The organism is Jiangella endophytica (assembly GCF_003427025.1).
Taxonomy (GTDB): Bacteria; Actinomycetota; Actinomycetes; order Jiangellales; family Jiangellaceae; genus Jiangella; species Jiangella endophytica.
The window spans coordinates 106272-121233 of sequence record NZ_QVAI01000013.1; the positions used below are offsets into that span (position 1 = coordinate 106272).

Consider the following 14962-nt stretch of genomic DNA (forward strand, 5'->3'; position numbering starts at 1 on the left):
ATGAACGAGACCAGGGCCGCGATCATGCACTGCCCGTTCTGCGGGGAGGAAGACCTCTTCCCCACGGCCGAGGTACGCGCCTCAGCCGAGGCCGAGAATCGGCCGGCGGAGCACAACGCGTGGGAGTGCCGGTCCTGTCTGCGGGTGTTCTCGGTGAAACTGCTCGGCCTCTCGACCAGAAGGAGCGCAGGATGACCCTCTGCCCGACGAACTCCCTCGAGGCGCTGGCGCTGGACGCCGCGCGCAACCTGGAGGACGCACCGGCCGGCGAGATCGTGCGCTGGGCCCACGAGACCTTCGGCGAGCGGTTCGCCATCACCGCCTCCATGGCCGACGGCGTGCTGTCGCACGTGGCGTCGACGGCGGTGCCGGGCATCAAGGTGCTGTTCCTCGACACCGGCTACCACTTCGCCGAGACCATCGGCACCCGCGACGCCATCGCGGCGACGTACGACGTCGAGGTCGAGACGATCACGCACCCGCTGCGCGTCCCGGAGCACGAGGCCGAGTACGGCAAGCTGTACGAGATCGACTCCGACCTCTGCTGCGCCATCCGCAAGGTGTGGCCGTTGGACCGCGCGCTCAAGCCGTACGACGCCTGGGCCGGTGGCGTCCGCCGCTCCGAGTCCGCGTCGCGCACCAACACGCCGGTCGTGGCCTGGGACCCCAAGCGCGCCAAGGTCAAGGTGAACCCGCTGGCCACCTGGACCGACGAGCAGGTCGACGCGTACGTCGAGCAGCACAACATCCTGGTGAACCCGCTGCGCGAGCTGGGCTTCCTGTCCATCGGCTGCGAGCCGTGCACCCGCCCCGTCGCGCCTGGCGAGGACGCGCGCGCGGGTCGCTGGTCGGGCTCGTCGAAGACCGAGTGCGGGATCAACATCTGATGTATCCCCTGCAGCTGGACGTGGCCGGCAAGCGGGTCGTCGTGGTCGGCGGCGGACCCGTGGCCGACCGCCGCGTCCAGCCGCTGGTCGCCGCCGGGGCCGAGGTGCACCTGGTGGCGCCGTTCCTGTGCGAGCCGCTGGCCGAGCTGGTCGCGGCCGGACGGCTCACCTGGTCGCCGCGCGACTACACCGGCGGCGACCTCGACGGCGCCTGGCTGGTGCACACCGCCACCGGCGAGCCCGCCGTCGACGACGCCGTCGCCACGGCGGCCGACGCCCAGCGCACGTGGTGCGTCCGCGCCGACGACGCCGCCCGCTCGGCCGCGTGGACGCCGGCCGTCGCCCGGGTCGGTGACGTGCTGGTCGCGGTCACCGCGGGCGGCGACCCGCGGCGCGCCGTCCGGTTGCGCAACGCGGTCCAGACCGCTCTCGAGACCGGCGAGCTGCCCCTGAGGCGCACCAGGCGGCAACGACGGGGTCAGGTCGCCCTCGTGGGCGGCGGCCCCGGCCACACCGGCCTGATCACCACCCGCGGGCGCCAGCTGCTGGGCGCCGCCGACGTCGTCGTGGTCGACCGGCTGGCGCCGCGCGCGCTACTGGCCGAACTGGACGACGACGTCGAGGTCATCGACGTCGGCAAGACGCCCGGCCACCACCCCGTCCCGCAGCACGAGATCAACCGGCTGCTGGTCGAGCACGCCCAGGCCGGCAAGCAGGTCGTCCGCCTCAAGGGCGGCGACCCGTTCGTCCTCGGCCGCGGCGGCGAGGAGGCGGCCGCCTGCCGGGCCGCCGGCGTTCCCGTCGAGATCGTCCCGGGCGTGACCAGCGCGGTCGCCGTGCCCGCCTCCGTCGGCATCCCCGTGACGCATCGCGGGCTGGCCAAGCAGTTCACCGTCGTCTCCGGGCACGAGGACCTCGATTGGGCCAACCTCGCCGGCACCGAGGGCACGCTGGTCTTCCTCATGGGCGTCAGCCTGCTCGCCGACACCGCCGCCCAGCTGGTCGCCCACGGCATGGACCCGGACACCCCCGCCGCCGTCGTCGAGGACGGCTTCGGCCCGCGCCAGCGGGTCACCACCGCGCCGCTCTCCGGGATCGCCCGCGCCGCCGCCGAGGCCGGGGCCCAGCCGCCGGCCGTCATCGTCGTCGGCGACGTCGCCGCGCTCGCCTCCGTCTGACGCCGCACTCCCCACGCCGCCCTCCCCCACGCCGCCGTCGGCGCCGCCCCGGCCCCGTCGCCCTCGCGGCCCGCACCGCCTTCACGGCCCACGCCACCCCGCATCACCGCCCGCGCCGGCATCCCAGCCCGCACCGCCGCGCCGCCCGCGCCGCCGTCCCGGCCCGCGCCGCCCCGCGCCGCCGCGTATGCCGCCCTCTCGGTCCCCGTCGCGCCCACGCGCGTCCGCGACCCGGCCGACCTGCACCGGACATCTGCCGTCACACGGTCGCAACACCTTCCTGCGACGTGCCGGGATCGACACCAAGACGTGATCCCGGACACCCTTGACGACAAGATTGGATCCTGTATCTTCAATCGAAATGCTGCGCGGGTTCGCCCGGGCATCCACAAGCCGGCCGGTTGCGGGCTGAGCACACTCGCCCGCGGCCGGCCGATTCACACGGTCGACGTCGGCACGTACGTCTCGGGAGTGGTTGATGGCCAAGATCTCGTTCGGTATCCGGGTGCCCAATTCGGGCCCGTTGTCCGGCGTGGAGAACATCGTGCGGACCGCGCAGAAGGCCGAGGAGCTGGGCTTCGACTCGATCTTCGTGCACGACCACGTGGTGTGGAGCACGCAGATGCACCGTCACCACATCTCCTCCGGCGCCCACGAGGCGCTGGCCGACGACCAGTCGGCTGACTTCTACGAGGCACTCACCGTCATCGGCTACCTCGCCGCCGTCACCCAGCGGGTCCAGATCGGCGTCGCGTGTCTGGTCATGCCGACACGCAACCCCATCTACGCCGCCAAGCAGCTGGCGACGCTGGACCACCTCAGCAACGGCCGGCTCATCGCCGGCGTCGGCCTCGGGTCGAAGGCCAGCCAGTCGTCGAACGAGTTCGAGGTGTTCGAGGTCGATTTCAAGCAGCGGGCCGGGCTGACCGACGAGTACATCGACGCCATGCGGGCCATCTGGACGCAGCCGCTGGCGTCGTACCACGGCAAGCACCTCTCGTTCACCGACGCCGAGATCTACCCGAAGCCGCTGCAGCAGCCCCACCCGCCGATCTGGGTCGGCGGCTGGACCGACTACGCCGCGCGCCGCACCGGCCGCGTCGGCGACGGCTGGGTCCCCGGCTGGCTGTCGCCGAAGGAGATGGCGCGCGGCGCGGAGATCGTCCGCGACACCGCCACCGAGCACGGCCGCGACCCCGGCGCCATCACCATCGCCGTCGAGAAGCTGGCCGTCATCAAGCGCGACCGGGACGCCGCACTGGAGCGCGCGATCCCCACGGTCCGCACCAGCAGCACCACGTACGAGCGGGACGTCGACGACATCTCGTTCGCGCTCGACCGCCACATCTTCGGCTCGGTCGACGACGTGAAGCGGCGGGTGGAGGAGTTCGTCGAGGCGGGCGTGACCCACTTCGAGCTGAAGCTCATCTACCCGTCGATCGACGATCTCGAGGACCAGATGACCCTCTGGGCCGAGGAGATCCTGCCGCTCTACCGCGACTGACACCGTCCGGCGAGCAGACGCGGCAACCCCAGAGACCCCGGAGTTCGTTCGTACATCCCAGCTCAGGATTGGACGAGTTCATGTCCCGAATCACACCCCACCCGCGGCGCCGCCGCCGCGTGAGCGCCGCGGCCGCGCTCGCCCTCGTCGCCCCGCTGGTCCTCGCCGCGTGCAGCGACGACGCGTCGTCGGCCAGCGGCGACGGCTCGTGGGAGCCCGACCGCGACATCGACTGGATCGTGCCCTACAGCGCCGGCGGCGGCTTCGACACCTACTCGCGCGGCATCGCCGAGGTGATGCAGCGCGGCCACCTGCCCGACGGCGTCAACGTCGTCATCCGCAACACTCCCCCGCTGCCGCAGGGCATCAGCCAGATGTTCAACGCCGACGCCGACGGCTACACGATCGGCATCCTGCCGATGCCCGCCGCGATCGCGCAGGAGATCCAGGAGCCCGACCTCGCCCAGTGGAAGACCAGCGAGTTCACCGTCCTGGGCCAGGTCGACGAGAACGGCTACGTCGTCTACGTGCCGTCGGACTCGGAGTTCGAGACCATCGAGGACCTCATCGCCGCGGAGGACATCCGCGCGATCACCGTCGAGCAGGGGTCGTCGTCGGCGCTGGCCGGCCTCGCCACCATCCAGGCGCTGGACCTCGACGCCCAGGTCACCTACGGCGCCGAGGGCTCGGCCGAGGTCGTGACGGCGGCGCTGCGGGGCGACGCCGACTTCTTCGTCTACGGCAGCACCGACCTCGTCGGCTTCGTCGAGTCCGGTGACATCCGCCCGCTGATGTACCTGGGCACCGAGGACCAGCTGCCGGAGAACTTCGACTGGCTGCAGGACGTGCCGACCGCCGAGGAGGCCGGTTTCCCGGACCTCGCCGGCGCCGTCACCGAGCTGCGTGTCATCGTCGGGCCGCCGGACCTGCCCGAGCCGGTCGCCGAGTACCTGCGCGGCCTCCTCGCCGACACGATGGCCGACGAGGAGTTCATCACCTGGGCCGAGGAGGCCGACCGGCCGATCGTCCCGCGGACCGCCGAGGAGACCGAGGCGGCCATCGCGGACCAGATCACACAGATGGAAGAGCTCGTGCCCCAGCTGGCCGACGGCTGACGGATCGCAGACACGCTTCGGCGTGCCTGACAGGAGGTTTGGCTCGTGGATTTCGGTTCTGGCCTGGTCCAGGCTCTGGAGCAGATGGCGACGTGGTCGTTCCTGCTCTGGTTCCTGATCGGTGTGCTCAACGGAACGATCTTCGGACTGCTGCCGGGGCTGAGCGGGTCGGTGGGCATCGCCCTGATGATTCCGTTCACCTTCGACATGGAGCCCATGCAGGCGATGGGGCTGTTCGTCGCGGCCCTCGCCGGCCAGAACTTCGCCGGATCGATCACGGCGATCCTCATCAACACGCCGGGGTCGTCGGTGAACGCGGCCACCACCTACGACGGCTATCCGCTGTCCAGACAGGGGCGCGGCGGCTTCGCCATCGGCGTGTCGGCGATGGCGTCGTTCCTCGGGTCCCTGATCGGCATCGCGATCATCATCGCGCTCTTCCCGCTGACCCGCAGCATCCTGCTGTCGTTCTCCTTCCCGGAGCTGACGATGCTCGGGGTGCTCGGGCTGGCGGTCATCGCGGTGGCGTCGCGCGGTTCGATGATCAAGGGCCTGATCGCCGGCATGGTCGGCCTGCTGATCTCGTTCGTCGGCTTCGCCCCGATCGGCGGCGACGTCCGCTACGTGTTCGGCCAGGGCGAGCTGTACGACGGCATCGGCGCGGTGGTCGTGCTGATCGGACTGTTCGCCGTCACCGAGGCGCTGAGCCTGGTGGTGCACAACCAGAAGGTGGCGCCGGAGAGCCGCACCGGGCGGCTGGGCCGGTCGCAGGTGTGGGAGGGCGCGCGCTACGTCTTCACCAAGCCGTTCCTGCTGCTGCGCAGCTCCGTGCTGGGCACCGGCATCGGCCTGATCCCGGCGGTCGGCGGGACGCTGGCGGCGTTCCTCGCCTACTTCCAGGCGGCGAAGACGGTCCGCGACCCGAAGTTCGGCCAGGGCGACCCGCGAGGCGTCCTGGCCCCGGAGGCCGCCAACGACGCCAAGGACGCCGGCGCGGCGCTGCCCAGCCTCGCGTTCGGCATCCCCGGCAGCGCGGACTGGGCGATCGTGCTGGGCGCGATGATCATGCACGGCATCACGCCCGGCCCGAACCTGATCCGCGACAGCCCGGACATCGTGTGGATGAGCATCCTGGTGATCATCGGCGCGAGCTTCGTCTCGTCCAGCTTCGGCATCGTGTTCGCGCCGTGGCTGACGAAGGTGACGAAGGTGCGGGCCAGCCTGCTGGCGCCGCTGATCATCGTGCTCGCGGTGACCGGCGCCTACGGCCTGGAGTCGCGGACGTCGGACGTGCTGCTGGCCATCGCGTTCGGCCTGCTCGGCTACGCGATGCGGGCGATCGGCATGCCGGTCATCCCGCTCATCCTCGGCCTGGTGCTCGGCCCGATGGTGGAGCGCTCCTATCTGCAGTCGGTCGAGACGTTCGGCGGGCTCAGCGCGTTCGTCACCCGGCCGATCTCGCTGGTGCTGGTCATCCTCACCGTCGCCGTCATCGTCTTCGAGATCATCTCGAACCGGCGGGCGAAGGTCTCGGAGGAGGCCAAGGAGGAGGGCGTCCGCTCGGCGACGCGGCCGCGCACCCTGCTGGTGATCGGCGGGCTCGGCGTCGTCGCGGCGGGCGCGCTGGTGCTGGCCACGGACTTCCGCGAGCAGTCGCGGACGTTCCCGCTGATCATCTCGACGATCATGCTGGCGCTGGTGGTCCTCTACCTGGCCGTCGCGCTGGTGCCGGTGCTGCGGCGCCGGTTCGGCGGCGTCATCGCCGACGGCCACGGCATGGAGCAGATGATGCACGTGCCGGACGACCTGCGCGAGCAGCTGGACGAGGCCGGCAACGCCGACGACGGCACCGAACGCGGCACCGCGACGCAGGTCGAGACCGCCACCAAGGTGGAGACCGCCGTCGAGCCGGCCGCTGACGAGGCCGGCAACGCCGATCTCGCGGCCCGGATGCGCAACTCGATCATCCTGCTGGTCGCGTTCGCCGCCGGCGTGTGGGCGGTCGGGCTCGGCATCACCGTCCCGGTCGTGCTCTTCCTGCTGATGCGCTACGTCGGCCGGGAGACCTGGCGGACGACGGTGATCACCACCGTCGTCACGTCGGCGGTGCTGTACTTCCTGTTCGTCTCCGTGCTGCGGATGCCACTGGAGGGCGGCACGCTGCTGCCGTTCTGACGCCGTCCACCCCACTCGAGAAGGGACCCAGCGGGCCGATGGCGGAGCAGACGGAGGGATCGGGCGGCGTCTCGCCGGGCATGGTGATCGCGGTCGCCAGCCTGGGCGCGGCGGTCGTGACGGCCGGCATGCAGGGCATCGCGCCCGCGCTGCCTGCCATCCAGGACCGGTTCGACCTGAGCTCCGCCGAGGTCGCGCTGATCACCAGCGTCTACCTGCTGCCGAGCGTGCTGTCGGCGCTGGCCGGCGGCATCCTGGCGGACCGGGTCGGCTCCCGGCCGGTGATCGCCGGGTCGCTGCTGCTGTTCGGCCTCGGCGGCGGGCTGCTGCTGCTGGACGTGTCGTTCTGGACGTTGCTGGCGATCCGTTTCGTGCAGGGTGCGGCCTTCGGCGCCGTGCTGTCGCTGACGGTGGGGATCATCGGGGACGTCGCGCCGACGGGTGCCGCGGCGGCGCGCGGGCAGAGCCGGCGGATCATCGCGATGGCCATCGCCGAGGCGGTGCTGCCGATCGCCGCCGGCCTGCTGATCGCCTGGGGGCTGGGCTGGTCGTCACCGTTCGCGCTGCAGTTGCTGGCCGTCCCGCTGGCGGTGCTCGCCTGGCGGGTGCTGCCGCCGCTGCGGCGTCCGGCGCCGGAATCGGGCACCGCGGGCTCTGCGGGGTCCGCGGGGGCCGCGCCGCCGTCGTCCGGCGGGATGCGGGCGGTGTTGAGGGCGCCGGCCGTGGTCGGGGTGCAGGTGCTGGCCGCGATGCGGTTCGTGTTCAAGTTCCCGGTCATCACCTACTACCCGCTGCTCGCGACCGGTCAGCTCGGGCTGTCGCCCGCCACCGTCGGCGTCGTGATGGGCGTGTCGGCGGCGATCGCCGCGCTCACGGCGGCGCTGACGGAGAAGCTGGCCGGGCGGTGGACGTCGGCGCAGCTGATCGGCGGCAGCCTGGTCGTCGCGGCGCTGTCCGTCAGCGGTATGGCGGCCGGCGAGTGGGTGGCGCTGGCGATCATCGCGATGCTGGTGTTCGGCGCTCAGGACGGCGTGTACGGGGTCGCGCACAACGTGCTGGTGACGGAGTTGGCGCCGCCCGGCCTGCGGTCGACGTACGTCGGGCTGACCGGAATGGTCCGCAACGTCGGCAAGTTCGCCGCGCCGGCGCTGTTCGGCGCGGCGACCCTGGTTCTGACGCTGACGCAGACGTTCCTGGTGCTGGGCGCGGCCGGGCTGGCGTCCGTGGCGGTGGCGCGGCGGGTGGCGGCGGTCCAGTCGCGCCTCGGCCCGCCGCCCCATGATCATCAATGATCCAACCACCGATGGGTGGTTGGATCATTGATGATCATGGCGGTCAGAGCACGCCGGCGGCGGTGCCGCGGTGCACGTAGTGCTCCCATACCTTGTTCGGACGGTGACGGCTGCGGCTGTAGCTGCGGCCGATCTCCGCGCACTCCTCCGGGCTGAGCGGCCGCAGCTGCCCGCCACCCGCCGTCAGCTGCGTGGCCGCCAGCAGCGTGCGGGCGTTCTCCTCCAGGTCCAGGCAGTCCATCAGCAGCTCCTGGATCGTCGGGGCGACGAGGACGGTGCCGTGGGCGCGCAGCAGACAGGCGTGCGCGTCGCCGAGCGTCTTCGCGACGGCGTCGCCCTGCTCCCGGGTGGTGATGTGCGTGGCGTCGGGGTGGACGGCGAGCCCGGCGGCCTCGCGGTAGGCGAAGTGGCGCATCGGCAGGAACGGCCGGTCGGTCATGCTGAACGTCGTCGACAGCGTCGGGTGGCCGTGACAGACCAGCGCGGCGTCGGGCCGGTTGCGGTAGACGCCGGTGTGGATCGCCGTCTCGGCCGGCGGCGGGACGTCGCCCTCGACGAGCGTGCCGTCCAGCTCCACCACCAGCAGGTCGTCCGCGGTCAGCGCGGCCCGGCTGGCGTCGCGCGGCTGGATGAGCACCCGGTCGGTGCCGGGGATCCGGGCGCTCAGATGCCCGCTGTAGTCCAGGACGTCGGCCATCACCAGCAGCCGGGTGCAGGTGGCGAGGTCGCGCTTGAGCTGCTCGAGTTCGGGATCGGTCATGACGCCTCCAGATCGCAGTTGGATTCAAGATAATGGATGCGGAGGCGTCGGCGACGGGTCGCTGGGGATCGCAGGGCCGCCGGCGCGCGTGCACCACCGGCCGGGCGGCGGCACGGTCAGCGCCAGGCGCCGTGCCCGGTCGGCGCCGTTCACCGTTCGTCGCTCGCCGGCGTTGTCGGTGCCCGCCCCTAGGGTGGGCACCCCACCCGAACGGGCGGGTTCTACGTGGCGAGAACTGCGCGAAGCGCCCCGACGCAGCCGTTCGGCGCGGCCGGCGCGAGCCCAGACCCGGCCGTCGCCGTGAGGTGACACGAGGCCCGGCGAGGTTCGCCTCACCGACCCTGCCCCACCCGCCCTCACCCCCGACGGCGAGCACCTCACCCGCGTCAGGACCGGACCGGGACCGGATCAGCGCACCGAGGTGGTCCCGCGGCGAGTGAGGTGCGCCCACGCCGAGTGAGGAACCCTCGAGCCCCTCACGGAATGAGGACGGTCTTGCCGGCCAGCGCACCGGCGGCGGCCCGGTCGTGCACGGCCGCGAGGTCGGCCAGCGGCAGCCGCTCGGCCACGTCGATCGCCAACTCCCCCGCATCGACCAGATCCACCAGCTCGGCGAGGCGCGCCGCGTCGCTGCGGACGTAGACCTGCGCCGTCCGCACCCCCCGGCCGGCGTCGTCGGGGCCCGGCGTGGTGGTGCTGACGAACGTGCCGCCGTCGGCGACGAGCCCCACCAGCGCGGCGGTCTCCTCCGGACCGGTCGCGACCAGGTTCAGCACGACGTCGAACGCCTCGTCGGCCAGCGCCGAAGCGACCGGCGTGACGGTGTGGTCGACGATCCCGTCCGCGCCGTACGCGCGGAGCCGGTCGCGGCTGCGCGGACTCGCCGTCGCCGTCACCGAGGCGCCGGCCCGCACGGCCAACTGGACCGCATACCCGCCCACCGCACCCCCGGCGCCGTTGACCAGCACCCGCTGCCCCGCCACCAGCCTGGCGCCCTCGAACAGCGCCTGCCGGGCGGTCAGCCCCGCCGACGGCAGCGCCGCGGCGTCGGCGAGGTCGACGGTCCGCGGAGCGGCGACCAGCACGTCCACCGGCGCCGCGACGTACTCGGCGGCGCCGCCGGGCGCGTTCATCGGCAGGAAGCCGATCACCGCGTCGCCGGCGTTCCAGCCGGTCACATCCTCGCCCACCTCGGTCACGACGCCGGCGACGTCGTAGCTCGGGGTGTGCGGGAACGTCACCGGGAACACCTCGGGCAGCACGCCCGCCCGGATCACGACGTCGACGGGGTTGAACGCGGCGCCGGCCACCTGGATCACCACCTGACCGGCACCGGCCACCGGCCGGTCGGCCTCTTCGTGCACGAGCACGCCACTGTCGCCGAAGCCGTGGAACCGCACTGCCTTCATGGATCTCTCCTCTGGATAGGCTGCTTCGAACTCGAAGCATAAGTGCTTTGAGTTCGAAGCACAACCACGGCGCGGTACGGTGACGGCGTGACCGGCGACCCCGAGGCGCTCGAGCCGCACGAGCTGGCGACCCTGTTCGCGCTCACCGAGGCCGCGAACCTGCTGCAGCACCAGGTCGAGCAGCACCTGCGAGCCGAGGGCGACCTCAGCTACGTGCAGTTCCAGCTGCTCGCGCGGCTCGCGTCGACGGACGGCCCGCTCACCATGACGCAGCTGGCCGACGGCGTCGTCTACAGCCGCAGCGGCCTCACCTACCAGGCCGGTCTGCTGGAGCAGCGCGGCCTCATCACGCGCGGGCCGAGCCCCGACGACGAACGCGCCACGCTGGTCGCCGCCACCGACGAGGGGCGGGCGCTGGTCGAGGCGATCCTGCCCGGTCACGTCCAGGTGGCCCGTCGCATGCTGTTCGACCCGCTGTCGGCCGACGACGTACGCCGGCTCGGTGACGTCATGGGCCGGGTGCGCGACCACATGCGCGCTCAGCCGCCCCGCTCCGCCGCGCCCCGGCGGCGGGCCGCTCGCCCGGCGCCGGAGCGCTGACCACGTCGAAGAGCCGCTCGACCTCGGCGGCGCGGTGCGGGACGGCCCGGAGCCGGGCCAGCACCAGCCGCTCCACCAGCTCGTTCAGCGCATCCTCGACGACGGCCAGGTCGTGCGGGCCCAGGCGGCGGGCGCGGCCGGCCAGCCGGGTGATCTCCCGGCCGATGATCGCGTCGCTCCGGCGGCGCAACAGCTCGACCGCCGGACCGGAGTCCGGCAGGCCCGCATCCGGCGGGCCCACATCCGGCGGGCCCACATCCGGCGGGCCCACATCCGGCGGGCCCACATCCGGCGGGCCCACATCCGGCGGGCCCACATCCGGTGGGCCGACGTCCGGCGGGTCAGTGCTGAGCATCGCCGTGCCCGCCCGCCAGGCCGGTGACGCCGTCGTAGCGCAGCCGCAGCATCATCCCCTGCTCGGCATGCGGCAGGTTGTGGCAGTGGTTCATCCAGACACCCGGGTTGGCGGCCTCGAACGCGACATCCCACGCCTCGCCCGGGCGGACGTCGAACGTGTCGACCCACAGCGGGCTGCCGGTCGCCGCCCGGCCGTCGCGCGCCAGCACGAGGACGCCGTGCCCGTGCAGGTGCCACGGGTGCGTCTCGAGGCTGCGGTTGACGACGGTGAAGCGGACAAGGTCGCCCTCGGCCACCAGTTGCTCCGGGATGGACGGGTGGCCGCGGCCGTTCACCGTCTGCGCGAACGCCGGCCCGCCGTCGACCATCGCCGCGCCGCGGTCCAGCACCATGGTGAAGTGCCGGTCGTACCGGGTGTTCAACGTGAACGGCACCTCCGCCGGTGCGCCGTAGTGCAGCGGGTCCAGCTCGGCCCAGGCGCCCGTCGCCGGGTCGCCGTCGCCGCCCAGCCGCATCCGGACCGAGCCGTCCACCGTCAGCGCGACCGGCCCGTCCGGCATCGTGAACGTGACGTCGTACCGGCCGCCCGCGGGCAGCCGCAACGCCCGCTCGGACACCTCGCCGGGCTCGTGCACGTCTCGCCCGTCGACGGCGACCAGCCGGAACGCCGTCCCGGCCAGCCCGAACCGGTGCGGCTCGGAGTCGGTGTTCAGCAGCCGCAGCCGGACCGACGCACCCGGCTCGGCCGCTTCCTCGCGCACGCCGTCGTCGTCGCCGATCGCCAGCACGCCGTCATACGTGTGCACCGGCAGGACGAGGTCGACGTCGTCGGGGTCGGCGTCGCGCGGGTCGACGACGAGGGTGCCGTACAGCCCGCGCCGCACGCCGACGTGGGAGACCTGGTGCGTGTGGTACCAGAACGTGCCGGCCTGGTCGGCGCGGAAGCGGTAGCCGAACTCGGCGCCGGGCCCGACCACGTCCTGCGTGGTGCCGGGCGCACCGTCCTCGCCGCACGCGACGTCGTAGCCGTGCCAGTGGATCGTGACGCCGTCGGAGATGTCCTCGTTGCGCAGCGTCACCTCGACGAGGTCGCCCTGGACGGCGGTCAGCGGCGGCCCGGGCAGCCGGCCGTCGAAGGTCCACGCGTCGACCTCGTGCCCGGATGCCAGCACGACCGTCGCCGTGCGGGCCGTGACGGTGTACGGCCGGACGGTGCCGCCCGCGCCCGGCGTCGTCGGCCCGCGCAGGTCGGTCACCGCGGTGCCGTGCATGGCCGGATGGACGGCGGCCGCTCCCCCGCCCGCGTCGGCCGACGGCGCGCGGACGAACGCCAGCCCGACCCCGGCCGCGCCCGCCCCCGCGGCCGCGATGCCGAGGAACCGGCGCCGTGACAGCGGCGCCGCCGCCACACCGTCCGCGCCGGTCGCCGGGGCCACCGCCTGCGTCGTCACGAGCACCGCGGCGCCCACGCCGGCCAGCGCGAGCAGCGCGACGCTCCACGTCAGCGGATAACCGCCGACGTACGTCACGACGAACGCGGCCAGCGCCGCGTACCCGACCGCGAACAGCGCCGTCACCGCGACCGGCGGCAGGGCGCCACCACGCAGCAGTGGCCGCCCGGCCAGCACCGCCGCGGCCACCACCGTCACGACCAGCAGCGGCACCCCGACCAGCAGTTTCTCCTGCACGAACCACCAGCCGCGCTCGGCCAGGACGGCGACCAGCCCCAGTCGGCCGGCCACCGCCAGCACGCCGCCGGCGGCCAGGCCCAGCGCCACCCGCGTCCGGCCGGCCGCGGCCACCGCGCCCGCGGCCAGCCAGAGTGCCGCCGTCAGGACCGCGACGACGTGGTCGAGGACGATCAGCTGGCCGGTGCTCACGCCGCGACGGAGGGCTGCTGCGGGGACGCCACCAGCCGGCGGGCGTCGGCGAGCACCCGGGCGGTGAGGCCCATGATCGCCAGGCCGTTCAGCGCGTGCAGCCCGAACACCAGCGTGCCGGCGGTCGTCGACGTGTCGCTGGAATCGTTCAGCGCGTCGGCGAGCACCCGGATCAGGCTCTGCAGCAGCACGAGCCCGGCGATCCCGGCGGTCATCCCGATCAGCCGCCCGCCGGCCTTGGCCACCGCCGCCACGATCGTCGCCAGCACGGCCAGCAGGAGCAGCACCGTCCCGCCGATCGCGTGGGCGTCGAACGCCTCGTCGTTGGGCGCGGTGTCGAACGCGCCGGCCGCCGCCAGATAGAACTGCACCACGACCGCCGCGAGCATGAGCACCGCGAAGCCGAGGAAGATCTTCCGCATGATCGCTCCCTCCGGGCCGGCTCCACTGCCGGTCCCGGGAGTGATCATTCGCCCGGACGGGGGTGCGGGTCGTCCGCTACGGAACGGCACCGGGTACGCAGATCCGCGTAGCCGGATGCCCGCCGGCTACGCCCGCTGACGTACGCGGGTCACGACGCCGCCAGCCGCGCCTTCTCGGCGTCGACGTCGAAGTCGGCCGGCGGCCAGTCCAGCTTCAGCGCCGCGAGGTGCTCGACCAGCAGCTGCGTCACCGCGAGATTGCGGTACCACTTGCGGTCGGCCGGCACGACGTACCAGGGCGCGGCGTCGGTGTTGCAGCGCTCCAGCGCGATCTCGTAGGCGCGCTGGAAATGCGGCCAGAGCTTGCGGTCGTCGATGTCGCCGGGGTTGTACTTCCAGTACTTCGCCGGGTTCTCCAGCCGCTCGGCCAGCCGGTCGCGCTGCTCGTCGGCGGAGATGTGGAGCATGACCTTGACGACGACGCAGCCGGCGTCGGTCAGCTCGCGCTCGAACTCGTTGATGGCGTCGTAGCGGGCCTCGAGGACCGCCGGCCGGGCCAGCTCGCGCACCCGGGCCACCAGCACGTCCTCGTAGTGACTGCGGTCGAAGACACCGACGTGCCCCGCGTCGGGCAGCGCCTGGCGGATGCGCCAGAGGAAGCCGCGGCGCCGCTCGGCCGCCGTTGGCGCCTTGAACGCCCGGATGCTGACGCCCTGCGGGTCCATCAGGCCGACCGCGTGCCGCATGGTGCCGCCCTTGCCGGAGGTGTCCATGCCCTGGACGACCAGCAGCAGCCGCTGGTCGCCGCCGCTGCGACCGGCCGCGAACAGCCGCTCCTGCAGTTCGGAGATGACCGGGCCGAGCTCCTGCAGCGCGGCCTGCCCGTCCTCCTTCTTACCGTCGAAGCCGGGGGTGCCGCGGGTGTCGAGCGACGCGAGGTCGACGGGTCCGGACGGGAGGCGAAGCTGCGACGACCACGTCGGCTGAGTCATCGATTCAGCGTAACGGAGGAGGCCGGACCGGGGGCCGGTACAATTGACGATTCGGTCTGGCTGGGACCGAACGGCTTCGGAAAGGGAACGTCATCGACGCCGAGAAGCACGACGCGGCCACCCGGCCGGCGGGCGGTCACGACGACGCCTCCGACGAGGAACAGCCGTACATCACCCACCTGTACGACCGGCTCGACGAGCTCAAGGCGCGGCTCACGGCTCGGCTGGCCACGCTGTACCGCGAGCACGGCGGCACGCACGCGTCCGTCTGGGACCGCGAGGCGTTCGTCGCCCGCGACGTCGAACGGCTGGAGCGGCTCGGCTCGGTCGACCGCGGGTTGTGCTTCGGCCGGCTCGACTTCCGCGACGGCCACACCAGCTACATCGGCCG

Annotated in this window: 15 protein-coding genes; 8 read left to right on the forward strand and 7 right to left on the reverse strand. The window is 72.9% G+C overall.

The features are described 5' to 3' along the window. The 7 genes from DZA62_RS23805 to DZA62_RS23835 all read left to right on the forward strand — a co-directional run bounded on the left by DZA62_RS23805 (position 1) and on the right by DZA62_RS23835 (position 8151). Positions 1 to 195: a hypothetical protein gene (locus tag DZA62_RS23805; RefSeq protein ID WP_116951436.1), complete on the forward strand. Its 195-nt coding sequence runs from the start codon at positions 1 to 3 to the stop codon at positions 193 to 195. After that, complete coding sequence (locus DZA62_RS23810; protein ID WP_116951437.1) at positions 192 to 887, forward strand: phosphoadenylyl-sulfate reductase; 696 nt, start codon at positions 192 to 194, stop codon at positions 885 to 887. Before DZA62_RS23805 ends, DZA62_RS23810 begins: the two co-directional genes overlap by 4 nt. Then, on the forward strand, positions 887 to 2065 hold the full coding sequence (gene cobA / locus DZA62_RS23815) for a uroporphyrinogen-III C-methyltransferase (RefSeq protein ID WP_116951438.1): 1179 nt from the start codon (positions 887 to 889) through the stop codon (positions 2063 to 2065). Before DZA62_RS23810 ends, cobA begins: the two co-directional genes overlap by 1 nt. Before the next feature lie 478 nt (positions 2066 to 2543). Then, positions 2544 to 3569 (forward strand): LLM class flavin-dependent oxidoreductase, encoded by a 1026-nt coding sequence (locus tag DZA62_RS23820; protein WP_116951439.1) that lies wholly within the window; start codon positions 2544 to 2546, stop codon positions 3567 to 3569. Positions 3570 to 3649: 80 nt separating this feature from the next. Continuing rightward, complete coding sequence (locus DZA62_RS23825; RefSeq protein WP_157987864.1) at positions 3650 to 4684, forward strand: Bug family tripartite tricarboxylate transporter substrate binding protein; 1035 nt, start codon at positions 3650 to 3652, stop codon at positions 4682 to 4684. A 45-nt stretch (positions 4685 to 4729) separates the two neighbouring features. Then, positions 4730 to 6859: a tripartite tricarboxylate transporter permease gene (locus tag DZA62_RS23830; RefSeq protein WP_157987865.1), complete on the forward strand. Its 2130-nt coding sequence runs from the start codon at positions 4730 to 4732 to the stop codon at positions 6857 to 6859. Positions 6860 to 6897: 38 nt separating this feature from the next. Then, positions 6898 to 8151, forward strand: coding sequence for an MFS transporter (locus tag DZA62_RS23835; protein WP_116951442.1), 1254 nt, complete (start codon positions 6898 to 6900; stop codon positions 8149 to 8151). A 43-nt stretch (positions 8152 to 8194) separates the two neighbouring features. Here DZA62_RS23835 and DZA62_RS23840 read toward each other — a convergent pair whose 3' ends face one another. Continuing rightward, positions 8195 to 8911 (reverse strand): class II aldolase/adducin family protein, encoded by a 717-nt coding sequence (locus DZA62_RS23840; RefSeq protein WP_116951443.1) that lies wholly within the window; start codon positions 8909 to 8911, stop codon positions 8195 to 8197. A 476-nt stretch (positions 8912 to 9387) separates the two neighbouring features. Further along, positions 9388 to 10320: an NADP-dependent oxidoreductase gene (locus DZA62_RS23845; RefSeq protein WP_116951444.1), complete on the reverse strand. Its 933-nt coding sequence runs from the start codon at positions 10318 to 10320 to the stop codon at positions 9388 to 9390. An 87-nt stretch (positions 10321 to 10407) separates the two neighbouring features. On the opposite strand from DZA62_RS23845, the gene DZA62_RS23850 reads away from it, so the two are divergent. After that, the gene (locus DZA62_RS23850) at positions 10408 to 10920 is read left to right on the forward strand and encodes a MarR family winged helix-turn-helix transcriptional regulator (protein ID WP_116951445.1); all 513 of its coding nucleotides are present in this window, start codon (positions 10408 to 10410) and stop codon (positions 10918 to 10920) included. Here the strand turns inward: DZA62_RS23850 and DZA62_RS35895 are convergent. From DZA62_RS35895 to DZA62_RS36985, 5 genes are all read right to left on the reverse strand, one after another. Continuing rightward, positions 10829 to 11161, reverse strand: a complete 333-nt coding sequence (locus tag DZA62_RS35895) for a hypothetical protein (RefSeq protein ID WP_157987866.1) — start codon at positions 11159 to 11161, stop codon at positions 10829 to 10831. The genes DZA62_RS23850 and DZA62_RS35895 overlap by 92 nt on opposite strands. Before the next feature lie 100 nt (positions 11162 to 11261). Next, a complete protein-coding gene (locus DZA62_RS23860; RefSeq protein ID WP_116951447.1) occupies positions 11262 to 13157 on the reverse strand; it encodes a multicopper oxidase family protein in 1896 nt (631 codons plus the stop codon). Then, on the reverse strand, positions 13154 to 13579 hold the full coding sequence (locus DZA62_RS23865) for a DUF6220 domain-containing protein (protein ID WP_157987867.1): 426 nt from the start codon (positions 13577 to 13579) through the stop codon (positions 13154 to 13156). The genes DZA62_RS23860 and DZA62_RS23865 overlap by 4 nt, the downstream gene beginning before the upstream one ends. Positions 13580 to 13728: 149 nt before the next feature. Next, positions 13729 to 14571, reverse strand: a complete 843-nt coding sequence (locus DZA62_RS23870) for a PPK2 family polyphosphate kinase (protein ID WP_116951449.1) — start codon at positions 14569 to 14571, stop codon at positions 13729 to 13731. Next, a complete protein-coding gene (locus DZA62_RS36985) occupies positions 14568 to 14945 on the reverse strand; it encodes a hypothetical protein (protein ID WP_232827584.1) in 378 nt (125 codons plus the stop codon). Before DZA62_RS36985 ends, DZA62_RS23870 begins: the two co-directional genes overlap by 4 nt. Positions 14946 to 14962: the final 17 nt, after the last annotated feature.

Excerpts from the sequence above, each read along its gene's own strand:
- DZA62_RS23840 (WP_116951443.1), bottom strand. The coding sequence starts at position 8,911 with ATGACCGATCCCGAACTCGAGCAGCTCAAGCGCGACCTCGCCACCTGC.
- DZA62_RS23845 (WP_116951444.1), bottom strand. The coding sequence starts at position 10,320 with ATGAAGGCAGTGCGGTTCCACGGCTTCGGCGACAGTGGCGTGCTCGTG.
- DZA62_RS23825 (WP_157987864.1), top strand. The coding sequence starts at position 3,650 with ATGTCCCGAATCACACCCCACCCGCGGCGCCGCCGCCGCGTGAGCGCC.
- cobA (WP_116951438.1), top strand. The coding sequence starts at position 887 with ATGTATCCCCTGCAGCTGGACGTGGCCGGCAAGCGGGTCGTCGTGGTC.
- DZA62_RS23805 (WP_116951436.1), top strand. The coding sequence starts at position 1 with ATGAACGAGACCAGGGCCGCGATCATGCACTGCCCGTTCTGCGGGGAG.
- DZA62_RS23870 (WP_116951449.1), bottom strand. The coding sequence starts at position 14,571 with ATGACTCAGCCGACGTGGTCGTCGCAGCTTCGCCTCCCGTCCGGACCC.
- DZA62_RS23810 (WP_116951437.1), top strand. The coding sequence starts at position 192 with ATGACCCTCTGCCCGACGAACTCCCTCGAGGCGCTGGCGCTGGACGCC.
- DZA62_RS23820 (WP_116951439.1), top strand. The coding sequence starts at position 2,544 with ATGGCCAAGATCTCGTTCGGTATCCGGGTGCCCAATTCGGGCCCGTTG.
- DZA62_RS23865 (WP_157987867.1), bottom strand. The coding sequence starts at position 13,579 with ATGCGGAAGATCTTCCTCGGCTTCGCGGTGCTCATGCTCGCGGCGGTC.
- DZA62_RS23835 (WP_116951442.1), top strand. The coding sequence starts at position 6,898 with ATGGCGGAGCAGACGGAGGGATCGGGCGGCGTCTCGCCGGGCATGGTG.